At 48.5% G+C, this 21,003-nt stretch carries 24 protein-coding genes and 1 riboswitch; of the genes, 21 read left to right on the plus strand and 3 right to left on the minus strand.

The features are described from left to right. The first annotated feature begins 41 nt into the window (after positions 1–41). Positions 42–147: riboswitch (TPP riboswitch) on the plus strand. 180 nt (positions 148–327) lie between these two features. The 11 genes from ACKTSF_RS11825 to ACKTSF_RS11875 all read left to right on the plus strand — a co-directional run bounded on the left by ACKTSF_RS11825 (position 328) and on the right by ACKTSF_RS11875 (position 9,251). Further along, positions 328–1,548, plus strand: coding sequence for an RNA-guided endonuclease InsQ/TnpB family protein (locus tag ACKTSF_RS11825; protein ID WP_407889680.1), 1,221 nt, complete (start codon positions 328–330; stop codon positions 1,546–1,548). A 607-nt stretch (positions 1,549–2,155) separates the two neighbouring features. Next, on the plus strand, positions 2,156–2,944 hold the full coding sequence (gene thiM, locus ACKTSF_RS11830; RefSeq protein WP_407889682.1) for a hydroxyethylthiazole kinase: 789 nt from the start codon (positions 2,156–2,158) through the stop codon (positions 2,942–2,944). 17 nt (positions 2,945–2,961) lie between these two features. After that, positions 2,962–3,777 (plus strand): bifunctional hydroxymethylpyrimidine kinase/phosphomethylpyrimidine kinase, encoded by an 816-nt coding sequence (gene thiD, locus ACKTSF_RS11835; RefSeq protein ID WP_407889684.1) that lies wholly within the window; start codon positions 2,962–2,964, stop codon positions 3,775–3,777. Continuing rightward, positions 3,777–4,433, plus strand: coding sequence for a thiamine phosphate synthase (thiE, locus tag ACKTSF_RS11840; RefSeq protein ID WP_407889686.1), 657 nt, complete (start codon positions 3,777–3,779; stop codon positions 4,431–4,433). The genes thiD and thiE overlap by 1 nt, the downstream gene beginning before the upstream one ends. A 759-nt stretch (positions 4,434–5,192) precedes the next feature. Continuing rightward, complete coding sequence (locus ACKTSF_RS11845) at positions 5,193–6,491, plus strand: Y-family DNA polymerase (RefSeq protein ID WP_407889688.1); 1,299 nt, start codon at positions 5,193–5,195, stop codon at positions 6,489–6,491. Between the two features lies 1 nt (position 6,492). Then, positions 6,493–6,792, plus strand: coding sequence for a hypothetical protein (locus ACKTSF_RS11850; RefSeq protein WP_407889725.1), 300 nt, complete (start codon positions 6,493–6,495; stop codon positions 6,790–6,792). 13 nt (positions 6,793–6,805) lie between these two features. Beyond that, the gene (locus tag ACKTSF_RS11855) at positions 6,806–7,186 is read left to right on the plus strand and encodes a hypothetical protein (RefSeq protein WP_407889690.1); all 381 of its coding nucleotides are present in this window, start codon (positions 6,806–6,808) and stop codon (positions 7,184–7,186) included. A gap of 351 nt (positions 7,187–7,537) precedes the next feature. Beyond that, complete coding sequence (locus ACKTSF_RS11860) at positions 7,538–7,921, plus strand: hypothetical protein (protein WP_407889692.1); 384 nt, start codon at positions 7,538–7,540, stop codon at positions 7,919–7,921. Positions 7,922–7,948: 27 nt separating this feature from the next. Further along, the gene (locus tag ACKTSF_RS11865; RefSeq protein WP_407889694.1) at positions 7,949–8,074 is read left to right on the plus strand and encodes a hypothetical protein; all 126 of its coding nucleotides are present in this window, start codon (positions 7,949–7,951) and stop codon (positions 8,072–8,074) included. A 267-nt stretch (positions 8,075–8,341) separates the two neighbouring features. After that, the gene (locus ACKTSF_RS11870) at positions 8,342–8,962 is read left to right on the plus strand and encodes a hypothetical protein (RefSeq protein WP_407889696.1); all 621 of its coding nucleotides are present in this window, start codon (positions 8,342–8,344) and stop codon (positions 8,960–8,962) included. Continuing rightward, positions 8,955–9,251: a hypothetical protein gene (locus ACKTSF_RS11875; protein WP_407889698.1), complete on the plus strand. Its 297-nt coding sequence runs from the start codon at positions 8,955–8,957 to the stop codon at positions 9,249–9,251. The genes ACKTSF_RS11870 and ACKTSF_RS11875 overlap by 8 nt, the downstream gene beginning before the upstream one ends. A gap of 67 nt (positions 9,252–9,318) precedes the next feature. On the opposite strand, the gene ACKTSF_RS11880 is transcribed toward ACKTSF_RS11875, so the two are convergent. Beyond that, the gene (locus ACKTSF_RS11880) at positions 9,319–10,422 is read right to left on the minus strand and encodes a hypothetical protein (protein ID WP_407889700.1); all 1,104 of its coding nucleotides are present in this window, start codon (positions 10,420–10,422) and stop codon (positions 9,319–9,321) included. Between the two features lie 428 nt (positions 10,423–10,850). On the opposite strand from ACKTSF_RS11880, the gene ACKTSF_RS11885 reads away from it, so the two are divergent. The 5 genes from ACKTSF_RS11885 (at position 10,851) to ACKTSF_RS11905 (ending at position 14,151) form a co-directional block, all read left to right on the plus strand. Then, complete coding sequence (locus tag ACKTSF_RS11885; RefSeq protein WP_407889702.1) at positions 10,851–11,411, plus strand: sigma-70 RNA polymerase sigma factor region 4 domain-containing protein; 561 nt, start codon at positions 10,851–10,853, stop codon at positions 11,409–11,411. Positions 11,412–11,514: 103 nt separating this feature from the next. Then, a complete protein-coding gene (locus ACKTSF_RS11890; RefSeq protein ID WP_407889704.1) occupies positions 11,515–11,712 on the plus strand; it encodes a hypothetical protein in 198 nt (65 codons plus the stop codon). Positions 11,713–11,745: 33 nt separating this feature from the next. Next, a complete protein-coding gene (locus tag ACKTSF_RS11895) occupies positions 11,746–11,985 on the plus strand; it encodes a DUF2922 domain-containing protein (RefSeq protein WP_407889706.1) in 240 nt (79 codons plus the stop codon). Between the two features lie 221 nt (positions 11,986–12,206). After that, positions 12,207–13,463: an AAA family ATPase gene (locus tag ACKTSF_RS11900; protein ID WP_407889707.1), complete on the plus strand. Its 1,257-nt coding sequence runs from the start codon at positions 12,207–12,209 to the stop codon at positions 13,461–13,463. After that, positions 13,456–14,151: an RloB family protein gene (locus tag ACKTSF_RS11905; RefSeq protein WP_407889709.1), complete on the plus strand. Its 696-nt coding sequence runs from the start codon at positions 13,456–13,458 to the stop codon at positions 14,149–14,151. The genes ACKTSF_RS11900 and ACKTSF_RS11905 overlap by 8 nt, the downstream gene beginning before the upstream one ends. Before the next feature lie 172 nt (positions 14,152–14,323). Here the strand turns inward: ACKTSF_RS11905 and ACKTSF_RS11910 are convergent, their stop codons facing one another. After that, positions 14,324–15,232, minus strand: coding sequence for a LysR family transcriptional regulator (locus ACKTSF_RS11910; RefSeq protein ID WP_407889711.1), 909 nt, complete (start codon positions 15,230–15,232; stop codon positions 14,324–14,326). 600 nt (positions 15,233–15,832) lie between these two features. Between ACKTSF_RS11910 and ACKTSF_RS11915 the strand changes: the two genes are divergently transcribed. The 4 genes from ACKTSF_RS11915 (at position 15,833) to ACKTSF_RS11930 (ending at position 18,591) form a co-directional block, all read left to right on the plus strand. After that, positions 15,833–17,047, plus strand: a complete 1,215-nt coding sequence (locus tag ACKTSF_RS11915; RefSeq protein ID WP_407889713.1) for an aminotransferase-like domain-containing protein — start codon at positions 15,833–15,835, stop codon at positions 17,045–17,047. 299 nt (positions 17,048–17,346) lie between these two features. Then, positions 17,347–17,484 carry a hypothetical protein gene (locus tag ACKTSF_RS11920; protein ID WP_407889715.1) on the plus strand — a complete coding sequence of 46 codons (138 nt, stop codon included), beginning with the start codon at positions 17,347–17,349 and terminating at the stop codon, positions 17,482–17,484. 145 nt (positions 17,485–17,629) lie between these two features. After that, a complete protein-coding gene (locus ACKTSF_RS11925; protein WP_407889717.1) occupies positions 17,630–18,181 on the plus strand; it encodes a helix-turn-helix domain-containing protein in 552 nt (183 codons plus the stop codon). Continuing rightward, positions 18,181–18,591 (plus strand): protein-export chaperone SecB, encoded by a 411-nt coding sequence (locus ACKTSF_RS11930; protein ID WP_407889719.1) that lies wholly within the window; start codon positions 18,181–18,183, stop codon positions 18,589–18,591. The genes ACKTSF_RS11925 and ACKTSF_RS11930 overlap by 1 nt, the downstream gene beginning before the upstream one ends. Positions 18,592–18,993: 402 nt before the next feature. Here the strand turns inward: ACKTSF_RS11930 and ACKTSF_RS11935 are convergent, their stop codons facing one another. Beyond that, positions 18,994–20,241: a DUF5776 domain-containing protein gene (locus tag ACKTSF_RS11935; protein ID WP_407889721.1), complete on the minus strand. Its 1,248-nt coding sequence runs from the start codon at positions 20,239–20,241 to the stop codon at positions 18,994–18,996. Between the two features lie 269 nt (positions 20,242–20,510). Between ACKTSF_RS11935 and ACKTSF_RS11940 the strand changes: the two genes are divergently transcribed. Continuing rightward, positions 20,511–20,972, plus strand: coding sequence for a hypothetical protein (locus tag ACKTSF_RS11940; protein WP_407889723.1), 462 nt, complete (start codon positions 20,511–20,513; stop codon positions 20,970–20,972). Positions 20,973–21,003: the final 31 nt, after the last annotated feature.

Here is a 21,003-nt window from a genome sequence, read left to right on the forward strand (position 1 = left end):
AACCGTTGACGTGGCGGTAAAACCTGTTATGCTTAAATTAACCAGTACACTAGGGGTGTCCACGACGGGCTGAGATGCGGCGAACTCCGCAATCCCTTGGAACCTGTCAAGCTCAAACTTGCGAAGGGAATGTGTCGTGGCACGGCAACGGGCCGCCAGTTCACTAACTTTGTGAGCTAGCGGCCCGTTTTTATTAAAACTAAGGCAGAAAACCCACGATTTCAATCGCTGGATGAATGTCAGAACTTAAACCCTCCTTAAACATACGTTCCCCTATTGGACTACCGGATATGGTATACTAAGTCCAACCTACAGGGGAGGTAGCCGATGGTTAAACTAGGACGTACGATTAAGTTGCGACTCTATCTAGACACGATTCAAGCCGGTGAATTTCTAGCTATGACCCAAGAATATCAGCGATTAGCGAACATTGTCAGCCAGTGGGTCTTTGACCACGACTTTCCACTGAGTTGGTTGAAAATAAATAACCATCTGTATAAAAAGTTTAGACAAGAATCGGCGCTCAATAGTCAAATGGTGCAATCGGTCTTTCGCACGGTTGTCGCTCGTTACAAGACGGTTCAGGAACAAATGAAACAACATGCTTATCGCTACAAGGCAACCGATAATAAGTGGATTCAAATTCCGCGAGACTTGACGTGGCTGGAAAAACCGATTTATTTTCGCCGGCCTCAAGCCGATTTGGTTCGTCAGAGTAATTATTCTTTCGTCAATGGCATGACCCAGATCTCCATCACCACTCTTGGGAAGCGAACGAAGCTAGCTTTTACCAATAAAGGTTTTGAAGACTACTTTCAGGGCGACTGGAAGTTAGGGACTGGCAAACTGGTCCACAACCAAGGAAAATGGTTCCTACATATTGGCATCACTAAGGATATCACTGATTTTGACAAAGGAAATAGTCCTCAGATTGTCGGTATTGACCGTGGCGTGCGCTTCTTGGCCACCGCATATGACCATCTGGGAAAGACTACTTTTTTCGATGGTCAGAAGATCCTACTTCGGCGGAAGAAGTTCTTGGAGAATCGGCGCCGTCTCCAAAGTAAAGGGTCCAAGTCAGCCAAGAAGAAGCTGAAGCAACTGGCCCAACGAGAGAACCGCTGGATGGCCGATGTGAATCATCGGTTGGCTAAGACACTCGTTGCATTATACGGTTCACATACGGTTTTTGTTTTGGAAGACTTAACCAACGTGACCTTCAATACCGAAGACTTACCAAAATCCTCACGTAACAGCCATCGTTCTTGGGCTTTTTTCCAACTGGAAGCATTCCTAACGTATAAAGCGCAAGCGGTTCAGAGTGCCGTCGTGAAGGTATCACCAGCATATACCTCGCAACGCTGTCCAAAGTGTGGGCTGATTGTGAAGACTAATCGCCATCATGACACGCACGAGTATTGGTGTGTGCAGTGCCAGTATCGTTGCAATGATGATCGATTGGGCGCAATGAATATTGAGATGCTTGGACATGAATGGTTGAGCGGTGTCAAACGACCCAAGATTCAAAAGCTAACAACTACCGGGTAAACCTGGTAGTTAAACGGGTAGCCGTCAATTACCCGACGATGTTGCCACTACGAGTAGGAGTGTCTAATAGGCATGTTGGACTACTGTGTCGCCAGACACGTGAGCGACAAGCCTCTGAATTCATTCAGGGCAATTGACTTGGGCGTTGTAATGTTGGATGAATAGCCAATCTGATCGGTCAAGACACGCGAAACGTTGGGGAACATGACTTTAGTGTAGGGTTGGTAAATAATGGTAGCTTAATCGAGTTGCTATGACATTTTGGTAAAGAGTAAGTGTGAAGTTTCAGTTGCAGTGAAAGCGATGTATTAGAAATTAGTGTGTTTTGGGGGAGCAGTCTTGGTTTAGGAGCTTCCAATATTAGTCGTGAGGGCGGTTAAAATAGACTCAGCTGTGGGAATATTCTTAGTGGTTTACCACTTAGAATATTGGTGGATTTGAGACGCGATTCTCAGCGGCTTAAATCCAAGCTCGGAGACCGCTCTGTGGCTCCGGGCGTCCGCCCACCGCGAACCAGTCTATTTTGACCGCCCGGTAAGGCGAGGTTGGTGCTCTACCCTAAAACAGACTGAGCGAATGCATCGGATATTCCTAAGGGGGAAGAAAAATGAAAGTAGACTTGTTAGATACCTTGCGCCACCAGAACCCAATCGTCTTTAACATCTCCAACTTTGTCACGGTCCAGGATGTGGCAAATGGGCTCAACGCGTTGGGTGCGTCACCCATCATGTCCGAGGAAGTCGCTGAGGCCGAGGAAATGGTCGGCTTATCCAGCGCCGTGTGCCTCAACCTGGGCGCATTTACCCAGACGCAGGTTGTCCAGATTCGCAAGGTCGGCGAGGTCGCTAACCAGCAACATAAGCCGCTAGTGATCGATCCCGTGGCTGTTGGGGCAGTGGCCTACCGTAAGACGGTTGCGACCGACCTCCTAACCCATTTTCACCCGGATGTGATCCGCGGAAATGCTGGCGAAATTGCGGCATTGGCCGATGTGGATTGGCAAGCGAAGGGCATCGATGCCGGTGAGGGGACCGGCGACCTAGTTGCGATTGCCCAGGCGTGTGCCCAAAAATTAAACTGTGTTGTTATCTTATCCGGACCGACTGATGTCATCACTGATGGCACCCGAGTCGTCAAGGTGATGAATGGCACACCGCTATTCCAGGTCCACGTTGGGTCGGGTGACATGTTATCAAGTATCGTGGCGGCATTTTGCGCCGTTGAAACGGATTATTTTGAAGCGGCCCAGACAGCTTGTCTGGTCTTTGCGGCAATCGGTGAACGGGTGGCGCAGGCCACGCCGAACCTCGGTGCTGGCAGCTTCAGCGTCCAGTTAATGGACGGCTTACAATTGACGACGACTGCTCAGATCAATGCAATCGCGGTCTATCAGTAGAGAAGGGATGAGTAAGGATGGCAAATGAATTTCCACAAACGTTAACGATCGCGGGGACTGATAGCGGTGGCGGCGCCGGGGTCATGGCCGACTTGAAGACGATGCAGGAACGTAATGTCTTTGGGACGGCGGTGGTTGTCGCAGTCACCGCGCAGAACACGTTGGGCGTTCAGGACTTCATGGCCTTACCACAGAAACTGGTCGATGAACAATTTGCCTCGTTGGCAGCTGATTTTAAAATTCGGGCTTGCAAGACGGGGATGCTAGCGGATGCGGAACACGTCCACGGTGTGGTAGAGAATTTGAAGAAAGTTGATTTTGGCCCACTTACAGTGGATCCGGTAATGATTGCCAAGGGTGGGGCTGCGTTGCTGGCTGACGATGCCGTGGCAACGGTGCGGGATGAATTGGTCCCGTTGGCTGACGTGTTAACCCCTAATTTACCTGAGGCTGAGCGACTGACTAACGTTACGATCACCGATGCCAAGGACATGGAGTCGGCTGCAGTCGTCTTACAGGACTTGGGCGCCAAGAACGTGATCATCAAAGGGGGTCACGAGGCGACGCCGGACAAGGCCAGCGACTTTGTCTTGTTAGCGGACGGCCGGTCATTCTGGCTGTCGGCACCGCGCGTTGACACCGTGCGAACTCATGGCACGGGGGATACGTTATCATCATGTATCACAGCAGAATTGGCGAAGGGCCAGGACTTCGAGTCGGCCATTCGCATTGGTAAGGACTACGTGACGGCAGCCATTGCCAATCCCATTGCAGTTGGAAACGGCCACGGCCCGCTGAATCATTGGGCTTACGGCCAGGGAGGTGCGCACTAATGTCAGTAACTTTTGAGCCCGGTCTATTACGGGCATACTTTGTAGCGGGGAGCCAAGATGTTCCCGGTCAGGACTTGCGAGATGTATTGGCGACCATGTTAAAGGCCGGTATTACCGCGTTTCAGTTCAGAGACAAGGGCACTAGCCAATTAACACCCGAACAGCGGGTGACATTGGGCAGCGATTTGCGCGATCAGTGTCACGAGGCCAGTGTGCCGTTTATCGTGGATGACGATGTGGACTTGGCAGTGTTGCTACAGGCTGATGGCATTCACGTCGGTCAGAGTGACGAAAAGATCACAAAGGTCCTTAACGTGGTCGCTGATCGCGATATGTTCGTGGGCTTGTCCTGCAACACTGCGGAACAGGTGGCCAAGGCAAATCAGATCAAGGGTATTTCCTACATTGGAAGTGGCCCAATCTACCCGACAACGTCTAAGGACGATGCTGATCCCGTCATGGGCGTGAGTGGTTTGAAGGCACTCGTTGAACAGGCGACCGTACCCATCGTCGCGATTGGCGGTGTGACGGTGGCAAGCTTACCGGCCATCGCGGGTACTGGTGCGGCCGGGGTTGCAGTGATTACGTTGTTGACGCAGAGTAGCGACCCAGAAGCGGATACCACAGCCATGCGGATGGCTTTTGCGGCAGTGTAGAGCTATTAAAAGTCTAATATCGAAGAATCACAAAAGCTGCTGACACAGCGAGGGAACACCCACCTGCGTCAGCAGCTTATTTAATAGTTTAATGTGGCCAGTCAGTGGCTTGTGAAAACGCTTCCGACCGGTTTGTAACGATTTATTGATGATGTAACATCGTCAAAAGACATAAATTTAGCCATAAAAAACAAAATCAGTCTAACCGCGTTTAAGTGACGGTAAGGCTGATTTCGCATTTAAAGTTGAGGAAGCTAGTTGACTAGGGCTAACTTCACAAGTACATAATAACACGGATATTTAAGAAAAGCTACCTAAATGGCGAACTTTATTAATTTGTCATATAAGGGGTTAATTGACATAACTAATGTTGGTAGATGGCGATTTGTTAGGTGAACTAGTTTACTAAATAACACATTTTTGCGTTTAAACCGTACACTAAGTATACCGGAAAATAGTGAGATTGGTTTTGAAGTTGGACAATTAGAATAGGCATCGACTATCAGAAAATTCCCCTTATCGCTTCTCAGGCTGACAGCGTCCTGCCCACAGCGTTCCAGCCTGAATTTAGCGAACGGTAAGTCGGCTGGTTTAGACGACGCTACCTAATGTTAGGATCACTATCGTTGTTGCAACAATCATAATGGGTATTTTAGATCTTTCAACCCTTAGGTAGAAGACTTAATTTTTTTAAAATCAAGCTTGCATTGCCGAACAAATGTTCGTATAATAAAAACATCAGCAGAGGGGGTTGCGGTGATGGATTATCAGAATGAACCACATGGCTTGTTTTTTATGATTGACAATAAGTCCTTCTATGCCAGTGTCGAGAGCGCTGCGCGAGGACTGAATCCATTGCGTTCGGTGATTGTGGTGATGTCTGAGGCCGACAATACGGGAAGTGGCTTGGTGTTGGCTGCTTCGCCTATGGCTAAGAAACTCTTCGGCATCAGCAACGTTTCACGCCAATATGAGGTGCCCGATGACCCCCGAATTCTGGTCGTGCCGCCACGGATGAACCTGTATATTCAGGAGAATTTGAAAATCAATAAAATTTTCCGGGAGTATGTGGCCGATAACGACCTCTTTCCATACTCGATTGATGAATCTATCCTGGATATGACCAAGTCCTGGCGGTTGTTTGGACCGACCCCCGAGATCGTGGCACGGCGGATTCAACTTCGCATTCGCCGGGAGCTGGGACTCTACACGACTGTAGGGATTGGTGAGAATCCGGTACAGGCCAAGCTGGCCCTTGACCTGCAGGCCAAACACGACCACGAACTGATTGGTCGGCTGACTTACGAGACCTTTCCGCAGAAAATATGGCCAATCACCGACCTCGAGAAGGTCTGGAGCATTGGTCATCGCACGGCGGCCCATCTGCAACATCTGGGGATTCATAGCATGCATGACTTGGCCATGGTCAATCCTTATGAGTTACGCGCGGAAATGGGGATGATTGGTGCTCAGTTGTTTGCATTGGCCTGGGGAATTGACCGCAGTCACCTACACGAGCTTCGACCAGCTAAGGAAAAGAGCTGGAGTAACTCGCAAGTTTTGCCACGTGATTACAAGGTGCAGCAGGAGATTGAGCTGGTGATCCGGGAGATCGGCCAGCAGACGACTTCGCGGATGCGCCACCACCGGCAGCAGGCCGGTTGCGTCAGCTTGTCTATTGGGTTTGCCCGTGCGGGTGAGGCGGATGATGGACGGAGCGGTTTCCATCACAGTTGTCGCATTGATCCATCCGATAACGCGCAGACGATTATCGCTACATTATTACGGTTGTTTCGCCAACATTGGGAGGGCCAATCTATTCGCAACATCGGTGTGGGCCTATCGCGGCTAAATACGAGTCGTGGGTTGCAACTCGATATTTTTCAGGACCCACATCGTCAAATTAAGGATGAGCGTTTCGACCGGGTCATTGACGAACTTCGGGATAGGTTCGGCAAGACCGCGGTTATTCCAGCTAGTAGCTTGATGCCTGGGGGAACGATGCTCCGGCGCGCGGCGCTGGTTGGGGGTCATAACGGAGGAAATAGCTTTGATTGATGTGCAGAAGGAAGCCAACCTGATCTATGCGCGAGCAGACAAGCTGTTTGCGGCGCAATGGCACTGTCGGTATCGTATTGATGTTGTTCATGACCAGTATGCACAGACGACCAATTTTTTCATAGACATTCAGCGTAAGGGACACCGAGAACGGTCAATTCCGCTACACACGCTGCAAACGACCGATCTCGCAACTTTGGAACAAGTTATTGGGGCACTCAAGGCGCAGACCCAGTTGTCCCTGAACTTTATTAACTTTGGGCACGTGCGTTGGCCGGAGAGCCAGCACTGGGTGCACTAGGAAGTGATGGGTCATGATCTTACACCAGGCCCCTGATGATAAGTTAGCAACTGAATTTTTCCACCGGGACTATCACGACCGGGGGATGCTGAAGTGGGGCGGTTTTTACCTGTCCGACCATACCAGTGCATTGGCTAAAATGCACGCTGCGGAGCAGGTCGAACAGGCCCGCCCGCAACAACCGCTGCCGGAGATCAGCCGTGAGTTGGCGGCAGCGTGGCACGCGCAACAGCCGGTTCACCTGCAATTAAATATTTTGGATGATGATCAGGTTTTAACGACGGTGGATGGTATCGTTGCTGGGGTCAACGAAGACCAAATTGTGTTGCAATTGGCGAGTGACCGGTTCCGTTATTTAGCTTTAGCTGAAATTCGTTGGGTGGCGTGGGCATGACAGATAGGTTGAACCTCACGGCAGCTAGCTAATGAGAAAGATAGGCTGATGGTTAACCGACTTAATGTATCTATGTGATAAGTGTCGCATTTTTAAGCGCTTTCATGTATGATAGGCAGTGAAAAATGGACCCCAGATAACTGATTATCTGAGGTCCGTTTGATTCTAACGATTGTGAAGCTGGATGAACAACCGACTGGATTGCACAGGGCATTACTCAGTAAGCCGATGGGTACGATAAAGATCGCTATTTTCGACAAACTCCTGTAGGGTTGGGATCACCCAACCCCGTTACCGGCCAATTACCTAGCGATGCGTTATGATAAGGGTAGAAGCTAGGAGGTCGCAATCATGGACTTTATTGATTTAACACCGATTGCGCTCCGTCACACGCCGCTGGGAACCCGTGCGCAGTTGCCGAAACAACATGACTGGCAATTGGACTGGGCAACGTTGGCGGCCCTGATTCGTGATAATCACGATGTCATGGCGGTGGTGCAAGCGGGGCTTGCCGAGGATTGGTTGAATACGCAAGGGACGATTTGGGATGAGCAGCAGGGCTATTATCGGTATCCCAATGATCCGCGGGAACCCGACGACACTGTCTTCTGGGCGGCATCGACATGGGCCACCCCCGCAATCCTGGTCACATTTCACAACGAATTGACCAAGGCATTTGCCTGTTATACGGTCGGTCGTGATCCAGACTTTCACTATTTAGGCAGATGGCAGTAACTCTGGACTCGTGAAAGGAGAACCATCATGAAATTAGTCGACGGACCCCACCTCACCTTATGCCTGGAGCGCACACCGCGCCGGGGAAAGTATGAGGCCGGCATTGGCCTAGCCGTCTTATTGATGATTGGTGTTATTTTCGCTTTATTGTAGTCAAAGTTTCCCAATAGAAGTTAGCAAAGGGAACGTCAGCGCCGGGCAGGCGTCGATGTTCCCTTTGTTGGAGATTGAGTTATGGTAGTTATTCCAGGCGGAACCGATCAAAGTGCCGGTCCGTCTCGGGCTCAGTATAACATTGTGGAACAAGTTTGAGCAGTATTTATGCTGGAGAAAAGGCAAAGTAGCGCAATATAAAAATATTCGGCCATATTTTACGGAGTTAGGTAGCGTAACCTAAATACTCCGGAAATGATGGTGCTGATGGATAATCTTGTGATAATTGAAGAAGTGGCTATTACGATCAAAGATGTGTATGATACCTTTAATGCTGAGTTTTACTCAAATCTCGAGGAGCTAGGGAACTTAAAAAACATTAAGAGAATTAAAATGGACTCGGAAAATTTACATTGGCAGTTTATTGAGACCATTATTCCAAGTTATGTGGCGACCTTGGGAGATGATAGTCAGCTAGATAAGGAAGTATTTAGCCAGTTAGAGATGCGTTATGATTTTCGTTATCGTGTTAAATTGCGGGAAACTGTATTTTCTAAGATTAATTATAATATTGGAAGACATCGGTACGTGTCTAAAGTATTGAATAATTTCTTTGGTAGTCGGGTTATTCTACCGAAAATTGAAAATGAGCAATCAGAGTTGAATGAATTACTCAGAAGTTTGTCCGAGAAGCGGATCGTTTCCAGATACTATACAAGAAGTGATGGAAATTACAGAGCAACTCACTGTTATTTTCAAAGTGACAATCGCTATTTTCCTTGGGAACTTCCAATTCGGGATAAAAGTCGGGAAAAGCAAAATCAATTTGAGCACGTTCGCCATGTTCAAGAGCGGAAAACGCAGAAGGTAGGTAGTCAGAATGTTTGAATATGAATATGTTCATTTTGTAGCCATCGCTAAGTTTGATGACCAGTTGGTGGCCTATCATTATGCTAGTAAGGATGCTGATGATGTTCGTTTGCATAAAAGGGTTCTCAATGATCAAACGAGGGTTCCAGGTTACTTATATGGCGTTCACGTGTTAAGAACGGCGCGTTCCGATTTCAAGGCAGTACAAGAGCGTGACCCCTATTTTGACGATTTCGAAGTCTTTGAAGATCTCGATGAATTTCTCGACGTCGTCTGCCACCTCGCCCAACAATCCAATACTATCTAAGACCCACAAAAGCCAGTGTCTCACGACTTAACCGTCGCATGGGACACTGGCTTTTTAATTTGGGAATTTAGAAGTTGTTATTGGTTGCCTGCATCAGTTCGGCACCCTTATTGACTAATAAGTAGCTGGCACCATTTTTGGCAAATTGAATGCCTTCGAACTCACGCTTACCGCTGAAATTAGACCCTTCGACTTGACTAGCCTTGAGCTTGCCCAGCTTAGAAGCGGGGACGGATGAGATACTGCTGTCGGAGACGAAGTATAGCCGGTTACGCTTGGCATTGTAAGCCATTGACTGTGGCTTGGTCCCAGGACGGTTGCGCAGCCCTTGCATGACCAAGTGGAACTTGACGGAGGTGCTGCCAATCTTCCCCTTGTAGATCTTAACGGCTCCCTTAGGCGCCCAACCACCATTTGAGTAAGTGAAGAAGTAGGCGTTCCCACTCTTATCAAATGTCAGGTTAGAGCCCATCGTGACGGTACTCTTCAGCTTAAAGTTGATCTTGGTGATGGGCTTCAAGCTGCTGGTGCTGACGCGCTGGACGTTGGTGTTAACGGCAACGGGCTTACCGACGAACCAGAGTTGGCCATTCTTCGGATTCATAGCCAGTGATTGGCCATGACCCGTATTAAAGGTTGGCCCGACCTTGACGTATTTCATGATCTGCTTGTCTTTACTGGTCATCTTACCCACGGAATGGTCGTAAGAAGCCCGACGCAGGGCGTCCATGTGACTGCTGCTGACACCAAATTTACTGCGGAGCTTCCCCAGGTTGTATTTGACGATCCAGCCACGGTTACTGCCGTTCTTCGTGATCAGTTCGTACAGCGTGTTGCCATCCTTAGACAGCGCCTCGGCTTGAGGATTGCCCCAATCAGCGGATGTCTTGTAGGTCACTGGTAGGAAGACGTTGGACTTGAAAGTGGCCTTCTTCCCCTTGGTCGTTGTGATACGGGTTGGTTTGGTCTGGAAAATGTCGCTGTAGCTGGTCTTAAACGTATAGCGTTTCACGAATAAATTCTTATTCGCGACCGTCTTATACTTCTTGACGTTGTAGTTTGCCAGCGCGTTACCCTTTTGGTTATACGTCTTGGCCTGTGCCAGCGTGGTTGATCCGCCAAATAATAGGGCTGCCGCTGCGACAGTGGTCAATAAAACTGCTTTCTTCATATGTACAAATCTCCTCCTGAAATTGTGAGTCTGGTTGGGGACCTCGGCAGCCGACCGGTCGTGAACGTTATCAGCTGATGAATACGCTTTCAACCAAAACAGTCGTGTCAGTCCCAAACCGGCTAGACCCACTAAATTCGTATTACATAACTATTTATACCACAATATAATCAGTGTGAGGAAACAAATTCCGAAATTTATTTTGCCTGCGAAATCAAAAAATCGCCCTGATTCCCGAAATAATGGGGTAAAGCACCGATCGCGGTCTGTCAGCCTTTTGATCATTTTTCGGAAAAATCGTGTAAAAATCGACCAAATTTTTCACCCGTTTTGCGAAATAATCCGCCTTAGGCGCTGCTACCGAACTCCGGTAAAGTAGGGGCTGACCATAGCGCTATGGATCACCACAAGTGAAGGGATGATCCATATTGACCACTGATAATGCCGCCGCGTACCGCTTCTTGTACACCGGCGATCACGAGACCATTATTTACGCCGCCCTGAAACGCCTTCGGTTACGACCGGATCAGGACGACTACGAAGATTACTTGCAAGAGGCCCGGCTGTACTTTCCCCAGGCCTACGCGGACTTTCCCGGTGATCCGGAGAGCCAGCCACATCAGCTACTGGCATTCACCCAACAAGCCATAACTTGGCACGTGGGCAATCAGCTGCGAAACAATCGCCGTCAGGATATTCCCATGGTGGCAGGTGACCACACGCCAATTATTGAGGAGGCGGTTAGTGATGAAGATATTTTGAATGCGATTGGCCTCAATGACTTTCGAACGTATCTCATCAAGTTGATTGGTGGCGCCGGGAATACTGGCGAGTGGCGGTTCTTGGTCGGTACGTTGATCGACCAGCTCACACCGGAGGAGATTGCTACCAAGCATGGCGTTGGCCGGGCAACTGTCTTTCGCTGGCGCAGGTCGTTACTGCGTCGGCTGGTCCATCATTTGGCCCCGCCAGAAAGTTTTTTGGAATAATTTGAAAATAAGTGAGACTGATTTCCGATTTTTTACATTAGTAATAAGTGTAAGGGTTGGCCAGCCACTTATAAAATTTCGCACCACGGAAGGAGCACCACCCATGCAAACGAATTGGAAGAAAACAACGATCACCTTCATCTTCGGCGCCATCGACGCCAAGCCCGTTAAGATTGTGCTACAGAATGCAGTCAACGCGCCAGCCGCCAAGCAAGTCGAAGATTTCGGCGCTGTCCTCTCCGGTTTGACCGGCTTACCGTTCCGTAACGCCGTCGTGTCCAGCCAAAGTGCTGTCGCCTAAGTCCCTCTCGCAGAATAGAAAGGAAGTCTCTCTATGAAGACATTAGAATTGAGTTTTAAAGGTTCCGACAAACGCGTCAAGCACCTGCGCCTCAAGTACGTCAACGCCGACCTCACCCCAACGGAGGTCGAAGCGTTGATGGGACAAGTCGCCGCCGCTAAGCTGTTTGCCAAGGGAGATGTCGAGCTGTACGCGGAACCCTTACGTGCCGAAGTTGTCGAGACGACCAAGACGGCCTTATTGGGTGGACCACAGCCCGTTCCCGCCGTCTAGCCCGTCCCACCCGTAGTTAGTCACCTGTAACGCAACACCCCAGCGGCCGCCACTTCCTTGTGAGGTGTGGTTGGTGGCTAGGGTACATAATAAGATTAAAGTGGGTTCAGCCATGCTCAAAAATCACCGTTAAGTCACAATTAATATTATATTTGAGAAAAAGTCTCAATTACTTGTAAATCACTATTATATCAGGTATTCTTCACATAGAGGTGATGACGATGCTCCATCAATTTACGTTTAAAAACTTTAAATCTTTTCAAGACGAGGCAACGCTAGATTTGACGGCATCTGCCATCAAAGATCTGCCAGTAGATGTGGTGATGGATGTCCTGCACGAACCCGTGTTGAAGTTAGCAGCACTCTATGGGGCCAATGCTTCCGGAAAGAGTAATGTTCTTAAAGCGTTTCAAACAATGTCTTACGTTGTATTGGCTTCATTTTCCGATGAAGATGCTTTGCGTAAGGTGAAACCTTTTTGGTTTGAAGATCCGACGATGCCCACAGAATTCAGTGTCCTTTTCTCAACGGCAACTAATATCTATCAATATGGATTTTCCTGTGTGCAGGGGACGATTACAGCAGAATATCTGTATCAACGCGATAAACAGCGCGTTGGTGAACAGTATCTGGAAATTTTTGACCGAACGACAACTGGAATTACAGGGCAGATTACGACACAAGCCGAAGTTCAAACGTTAGAAAAACTGATTGAACCAGGGACTCTCCTATTATCGGCACTGGCTCGATTGAATTTGTCGATGATTAAGGAAGTCATGGCCTGGTTTCGGAGTGTGCAGGTCCTGGATTACGGGGACCCACGAGGCGAGGTCAACAAGAACCAGCGATTACAGGCCCGTCGCCCCCGGAGTCCATTGATTGATTTGCTAACAGATGAGACGGAAAAGGCGCGGTTTGAAACGTTCATCCGCGCTGTCGATGTTGGAATCGCGGGGTTGGGCGTAGTGAGTGATGATCATAACTTGGCTAGTGATACCGAGTCTCACCAACAGGTAGTCGCGTTTCATCGGCATCCGCAAACTGGTAAACTTATGCAAACACCGATTGCGGCGGAATCTAGTGGTACACGAAAAATGTTGATGCTTTACGTGGACCTGAAGCAAGCCTTAGAACAGGGGAATACCATCTTGATTGATGAGCTAGATGCTAAATTGCATCCGTTACTACTCCGCTACATTCTGATTATGTTTCATGATCCGGCCCTTAACCCTAAGGGCGCGCAGTTAATTTTCACTACGCAAGAACTGTTTACGTTGGACAAGGATAATTTCCGGCGTGACGAAGTATGGTTTGTGAATAAGGATGAGAATGGACGTTCTGACCTGTACTCGTTGGATACGATTCGACTGGACGAAGGCAAAAAGGTGCGTAACGATGCGAGTTATAGAAAAGACTATATTCTTGGAAAATTCAGGGCAACACCGATCCTAAAACGTCTGGGGGATGCGAATGTCTAAGCGAATTGGCAAAAAGCAGAAACACAAACGGTCATTGCCATTGCCGGGAAGCTATCTGATTGCGACAGAGGGGATTCAAACCGAGGTTCTTTACTTTAGAGGTCTCGCAGAAGAACTTAAGCAGAAATATGCCGGTTTGGCTAATCGGATTGAAGTAACCGTGCCCAGTCTAACTGTTAAAGGGACGGGTGTTAGTAATTTGACACTGATTGCGCGTGTGGCAGAGGTTATTCAACTCAGTCCCAACTTGTTTGAACATGTGTGGATTGTATTCGATAAGGACGATATTCCGCTAGACAAATTCGATAATGCGATTAAGTCGGCCGAACAACTAGGATGGCATGCGGCGTGGAGTAATGATTCGTTCGAACTGTGGTACCTCCTTCACTTTGAATTTCTCAATGCAGCGATTGACCGTGAAGAATATAAGATGAAGTTAACGCAGCATATGCAGGCAAATGGTATTCAAGACAAGTATGAAAAAAACTCAGCGCGGATTCTTCAACTTTTTACACCGGAGAAGCGTCAACGGGCTATCCGGTTCGCAAAGAAATTGGCTGGATATTATCAGACAAGTACGCCATATCATCAGCGAAACCCCGGAACGGCTGTGTATCAATTGGTTGCGGAACTGACCATGTTGGGACAGCGGGCAGACACTTTGCAAAAAAAGTTTGGAAAAAATTGACTAAAAGGTTGCCAGTCAAGTCGCCAAATTAATGGCGATTCGACTGGCGACCTTTTGCTTTGAACAGCTCAAGTGCGATGGTATCGGCTGACTTGAAAAAACCGTAAGATATAACTCACTGGTAATGGCGGCTCCGGCAGTGGTCGTCCTGGCAGCCGGCCAATCCAGCATATTACCCCACATGTGGGTGAACCAACACCTTATCCGGATACTTCGCCGTGACGTAGGCGGTAATGGCCGCAATCATCTTGGCGGTTGAGGGGGCCTTGGCCTGTTCCGAGTTGACCACCAGGCAGATGGTCCGGAAGAACTTGGTGTCGAACGGGTAGACGTTAACATTTCCGCTGACCCGTTCCAGCGCCAGCTCTGGCAAGATGCCCATGCCCATACCGGCCTCGACCATGGCGAGAATGGACTGGTCGTCGATGGAGAATCGTAGCGCGTTGGGCCGAATCTGATAGTGATCCAGCGCCGCCTTGGTGTCCTTATCGTAGTCGCCCCGTTGGAGGATGAAATTCTGATCGGCGAGATCGGCGGTCGTCACCGTGGTGCGGTTGGCGGGGATGAAGTCGCTGGGTGTGATGCAGTAGATCTCGTCCTTGACCAGTGGCAGGACGGTCAACTTCTCCGCGACGGGCAGGGCCGACAAGCCGAGATCTAGCCGACCGGTCTTCACCGATGAGGCGATACTGCTAAAGTCAGCTTGCTCAATGTTAATGGCGATTTGCGGATAATCTTGCTTGAACTGGCGAATAATAGGGGGCAGCCAGCTGATGCACACGGAGGAGAAGGCCCCCATGCGCACGGAACCGGCATTCAGACCGTTAATGTTCGCGGCGGCTTGTTGCAGACGATCCTCGGCGTTAATGATGGCTTGGATCAGGGGCAGAATGGTTTGGCCGTCGGGGGTCAATTCGACACCGGTCCGGTTACGGATGAATAGTGGAAAGCCCAGCTCTTTTTCAAGTTGGTTGACCGAGTGACTGATAGCTGAGGGCGTCACGTTCAGCGTTTGAGCGGCCCGGTAAAAGGTTCGCTCTTGGACAATGGTTTGAAAGACGCGGTAGGCAAATGGTAGCATCGTGGGCACCTCCGATTGGTTAAGATGAATTACATTCACGCTATTTCTAGATAGTTGAAATAGTTTTTCTGTCAACGGTATTCTATCATACTCCGTGACAAGCAGGTAGTGGTAATTCGTGGTTGGGTTAATTCGGGGTGGCAATTAGTTGTTGGGTCAGAGCACGTCGGCAGCGCCTCCGGACTGGTGAAAATGGGCAGGGCGCTGTGGGCGGACGCCGGAAGCCATAGGGCGGTCTTCCGGCTTGGCGGGGAGTCTCTGAGAAGCAAGTCTCCCCGCCATCAGTTGTCTAACCGGCATAACCCGCCGCTAAGACAACTCCCACGGCTACCCCCATTTTCACCAGCCCTGCGGCTGACATGGTGGTGACCCAACATCGGATTGCGCGCTGGATGTAACCGTGACTGCGATGTTACCGGCCCTGCTTGAACGGTCAGCGGGCGGTTATGTGTATTGAACAAGTTCAGAGGCCGCCCTGTAGCTCTGAATGACCGCCACCACGCCTCAGACGATTGTCACGATATCTGGCAAGGCGAATTGCACATGAATGTAGTCAGTTCGAAATCAGTTTCCAAGAATTCCCAGAAAGGTGTGAGCTCCATGTTAAATGACTTGTTTGCACAACGCGTTAATCCTGATGTTCCCTCCGCACTCAGTGGTCTCTTCCCGCAGGACGACGATCCGCGCGCGATTTTCTTTGCGGCCGGGAGCCCGAACGAGAGCCTTTTCCCAGTGGCGGCCATGCAGACGGCGTTTGACACGGCTATTGCACAGGCCGGGGCCCACCTCTTTCAGTACCAAACGGCGCAGGGCAATCCAGCATTGCGGGCGAAGTTAGCGGCCCGGATCGGCAAATGGGGCCAGGTCACGACGACCGCCGACAACGTCGTCTTGACGGTTGGTGGGCAACAAGCCATCGAACTCGTGGCCAAGGCCCTGCTGAACGTGGGCGATGAGGTAGCCGTGGAAGTACCGACTTACGTAGGCGCACTGGCAGCGTTCGACCTGTATCAGCCAACTTATCACGCGGTGCCGCTTCAAGCAGATGGGCTGGATCTCGACGTCCTAGAGGCGACGTTAAAACGCCACCCCGGGATCAAGTTACTCTACACCGTGCCGGACTATCACAATCCAACTGGCATTACCATGAGTGTGGCCAAGCGACAACAGCTCGTGGCCCTTGCGAACCGCTACAATTTCATCATTTTAGAGGACTCGCCGTACCGGGACTTGGGATACGTGCACGCGCCACTTCCAGCGATTAAAAGCTTTGATACCGAGGGTCGTGTGGTCTTCGTATCGAGTCTGTCGAAGATTCTGATGCCAGGGCTACGAACGGGGTGGCTGGTGGCCGATCATGACCTGTTGGCGGCGATTATGCGGGTGCGTCTAGCCAGTGACTTGGAGACCAGTAACGTGGTGCACGCGGCCATTGATGCCTATATGGACGCTAATGACTTGGATGCCCACATTACGGCACTGAAGGCCAGTTACTGTCAGCAATGTGCGGCGATGGTTCGGGCGTTGGCGGCCTACTTTCCGGATGACGTCAGCTACACGCAGCCGGCCGGGGGCTTCTTCGACTGGGTAACCTTGCCGGAGGAAATCGACGCGGCGGCCTTGTTACGAGATACGGTGATTCCGCAGGCTCACGTGAGTTACGTGCCGGGCACTAACTTCTATCCGAACCGTGACGTGCATAATAGCTTGCGGCTATGCTTTACCGGCTTGACGCCAGACGTGATCGATGCCGGCATGCACCGGCTGGGGAACGCGGTGAAAGGGGCCGTGCGGGGTGTGAAACCGGTGGTGTGAGGGCGAATTGAAATTGAGCGGGTAAGCATCCACAACTGGCGTATGTTGCTCTAGCTGTGGATGCTTATTAATTATGAATTGGAATAATGAAAGTAGACATAATAAGTTTAAGAATCGGATGTTGAGGTATAAATGTATTTTTAGAGATACAAGCATGCTATAATGAGCCCTAGAAAAGACAAGTTAGTTTGGATGTGTAAGCTTTGGCAAGTGTTGACGATATAAAAAGAATAATCAAAGACATCCATGCTCGGCGCGATCGGTGGGTTCTTAGCAGGAGAGCCAAAAACTTTCAGACTTTGACAGAATTAGCAATTTCTGCTGACATGGCTTTTGATATTATCGATCATGAGTTGAGCTGGCAGGATTATATTTCGGGGCCTTCCCCGGACAATCGGGCCAATCCAGTTCGTGGGGATGTCTGGTATTTGGTTTAACAATTGAAGGAGAACCTTGCTATCTAAAAATTCAGGACAGACCAAGTGGTATGGTCATGTGGATTTCGTTGCACATTGCTGCTTTTCCAATGAATTTTCCGTATAAGCAATAGATTAAACGGTGAAGATGAAGGTGGAGATGGAAATGAGTAAAAAAACTTTTTATAATGCTGAGACGGAAACGACAGAACAATATACAGAAATATGGAAATTAGAATTAGTTAAAGTGAGAGAGGAAGAAGATTTGCTAGTCAGAAATCATTACTGGCGGGATAGTGATAATGAATTATGGGTGGATTTTGATTGTCCGATGGAGAACACATATCGCGCTTTTAAGGCATATAGAGTTGTAAAGGGGTACATGCGTCCGGATGAAATACGAAAACTAAGAGAAGATCTGCATATGTCTGTTAGAAAATTTGCAGATACGCTTGGAATTGCGTCATCTTCACTTACACAGATTGAGAACAATCAGAGAGTACAGGCAAAATATCAGGAAAACTTATTTGAGGCAGCTAGAGATAATTACGAAAAAAATGGACGCTTGCCGGATGGATGGGCATCTAATATTGAAGATGGGTTAGCAAATGTTTTGTATGAAACTGATATTCGGGATTTTGTATATGAGTCATTCGAATCACATCGCATAGAAGTGAAATCGTTTAATAAAAATAGCAAATTGGGAGATGTTGCGTAGTGGCTGTATTGGAGTTTGCTAGTTATAGGGTCAAAAATATGGATTATCAAAGAAATGAAAAATATAAGATAAGTGATGAGAAGATAGTAATGAATCCCCAAATATCTAGGGAAATTAACGTGGATAAAAATAGAATATATGTGACACTAAACGTAGTGGTTGGATCAATTGCGGATGAAAAATCACCCTTTCAAGTTACCTGTTCAGTAATTGGCACTTTTGACTATCGGCCAAAGGAGGATGGAGCAGAGACAGGACTAGATCAATTAGTTAGAGTTAATGCAGTGGCTATATTGTACCCTTATGTTCGTTCAATTATTACGATGCTCACAGCTACGTCAAACGAATACCCAAGCTATATCATGCCTACAATAAACGTTAGCAAAGTATTGGCGAGTCAAGAGAAGTAGTAAATATGAATGGGATAACAAATTTATTTCATCATAAGAAAATGGCGCTTTCTCAAAATCAATCTGAGATAAGCAAGACACTAGCGTATTTAAATAATCTAGATTATTTGCAGGTGACAGAGGATAAAAAGGCAATGGTACTCATGTATATTCATTGGACTACTGTGTCGTAAGACACGTGAGCGACAAGCCTCTGAATTCATTCAGGGACAATTGACTAGGTGTATCGCTAAGCGTGTTAAATTGATTGGATGGTAGCTCGGATTAGTCAGCAACAATTGGTAGGGAACTTAACGTGAGTTGATGGGGCACTACGGCGTGGTCCATACGAAAAACAGCTGGTACCAGAGACGTAATTGTCCCGGGTGCCAGCTGTTTCGTAAAACGATGAGTTAACTAAATTTACTTCTGAATCACCAGTGTCTTATTCCCAGTGATGTAAGTCCCATTGGATAGGATCAAACGCGTTGTCAGATTATGTTTCTGAATCCGGTTGATTTTCAGCGTGGTGCCACGCTTATAGTGGCGAACGACCTTACCGTTTAAGGTCACCTTGGTGTAGGCGTTAATTCCGTGCTTACCGATAACCCGGATGGACTTCGGCTGAGACTGGTAGTAGGTGTTGCTGACGTATTGGCTCTTAGTTGTGATGTATCCCGTCTTGCCGTTAGCCGCCCGGACGTGGTAACGAAGGGTACCTGCCTTGGAGCGCGCATAGCCGGTGACGACAAATTGTGGCCGATTTGGGCGACTTTGCTTCGTGTACCAATGAAGGCGCGTAGCTTTAGAGAAGGTCGGGTTACTGTAGAACCCAATCTTCTTGGTGGCGTAGATGGCAGAGTGCTTAGCGGCTACTGGTTTCGTCGTAGCATTAACCTTGTCGCCACTGGTGGATGTTGTTTCGGACGCACTGCTTGCTGTCGTGGCTGGGGTGCTGGTACCGGTCGTCGGATTGCTTGGCGTACTGGTATCTTTGTCGCTGGTGTAAAAGTAATTAATAGTTGCTGTGTTATCAGTTGTGTTGACTTCAGACGTTGTGGAATTAGGGTTGGCCGTGTAGCCGGGGATTTTAATGCTCAGCCCGGACAAACCGGCAATCTCGGGATCAAATAAGTGATCGCTTGCACCAATTCCAGATTTAATTGTGCGAGCTTGAATAATCTTCCCCGTTGCTGAGTCGTGGAAATTTAAGGTGACGATAACAGGATCAGTAGAGCCATTAAGACGCATCGTGGTTGAATCGTATTGAACGTAGAATGTGTCATTTTCGGCATGAGTGAGGGCATGAATACCATAGTAAACATTCCCATTATCTGCATTAATTAGGATATTATCAATCGAACGTTTGATACCTGATTCAGCGTCGCCGCCTCCAAGAGCGCCATCAAATGGCTTGCCGGTAGTTGCGTCATATAGGGGATATTGATCTTTAGCCGTACCACCAATGAAAAAGTCATTCAGTTTTATCGTATCATAAGGTGCTAAAGTAACGACATTGCCAGTGAATACTGCCTGATTTGTGGAACTATCCGCAGTGGTAGTGGATGAATTTTCAGTATCAGCACTCACATTCGTAGCCGGTTGGCTAACGGCTGTGATTAAAACCGTTGAAAACAGCAGGAACGGGATTGCCCAAAGTTTAGCTTTCATAGTTTATACCCCTAGAACATTTATTTGATAGCTAAAGTATAAGGCGAAAAATAGATAATGGCAATATATGTTTGTGGCCAATACGATAAACGTCAGTAGTTGTTCCGCCCCCTTTGGAAAGGGCTATATAGGTTAGGCTAACGTGAACAAGCGGACGATCTCTGAATTGCCAGGTTTTGTATAGGGACAATACGTGTGCAACCGCTTTCTGAAATAGTGTTATGATGGAAAGTGTAAGGACCAACATGGTTACTACCGGAGGCGGTTTTATGGGATTACGAAAAAGGTTGAAATGGTTACTGGGACTGGGAAGTTTAGTGATTGGTTTGGGACTGATGAGTGCGCCACCGATAGCTAACGCTGATTCCGGTGCGAGTGGGAATACGGCTTGGACGTCACTAGATAATACTACTGATGGTATTAAAGTGGCGGTTCCAGGGACTGCACCGACTGGTGAGGGAATTGAGTTAACGGAGACTGTGCCATTGTTTGATGAAACTGGCGCGATTGCACCAACGCGTAGAATCGCAAAAGGGTCAGCGTGGTATACAAATCAAGTTCTAATCAATTTGGCGACTGAAAAAACGTATTATCGCATTACGAACACTGAATATGTTGATACATCTGATGTAGACCTAAAGGTTGAAAGTACTCAAATAGCCTTCAGCCCTTGGGACGCTTGGACTGGAGTTAGTAAATTTAGTCATTTGGCATCATCGAGCCTTACCTAATAATCTGGTCAGATTATTAGGTAAGGCTTTT

The organism is Levilactobacillus muriae, from assembly GCF_045862015.1.
GTDB lineage: Bacteria > Bacillota > Bacilli > Lactobacillales > Lactobacillaceae > Levilactobacillus > Levilactobacillus muriae.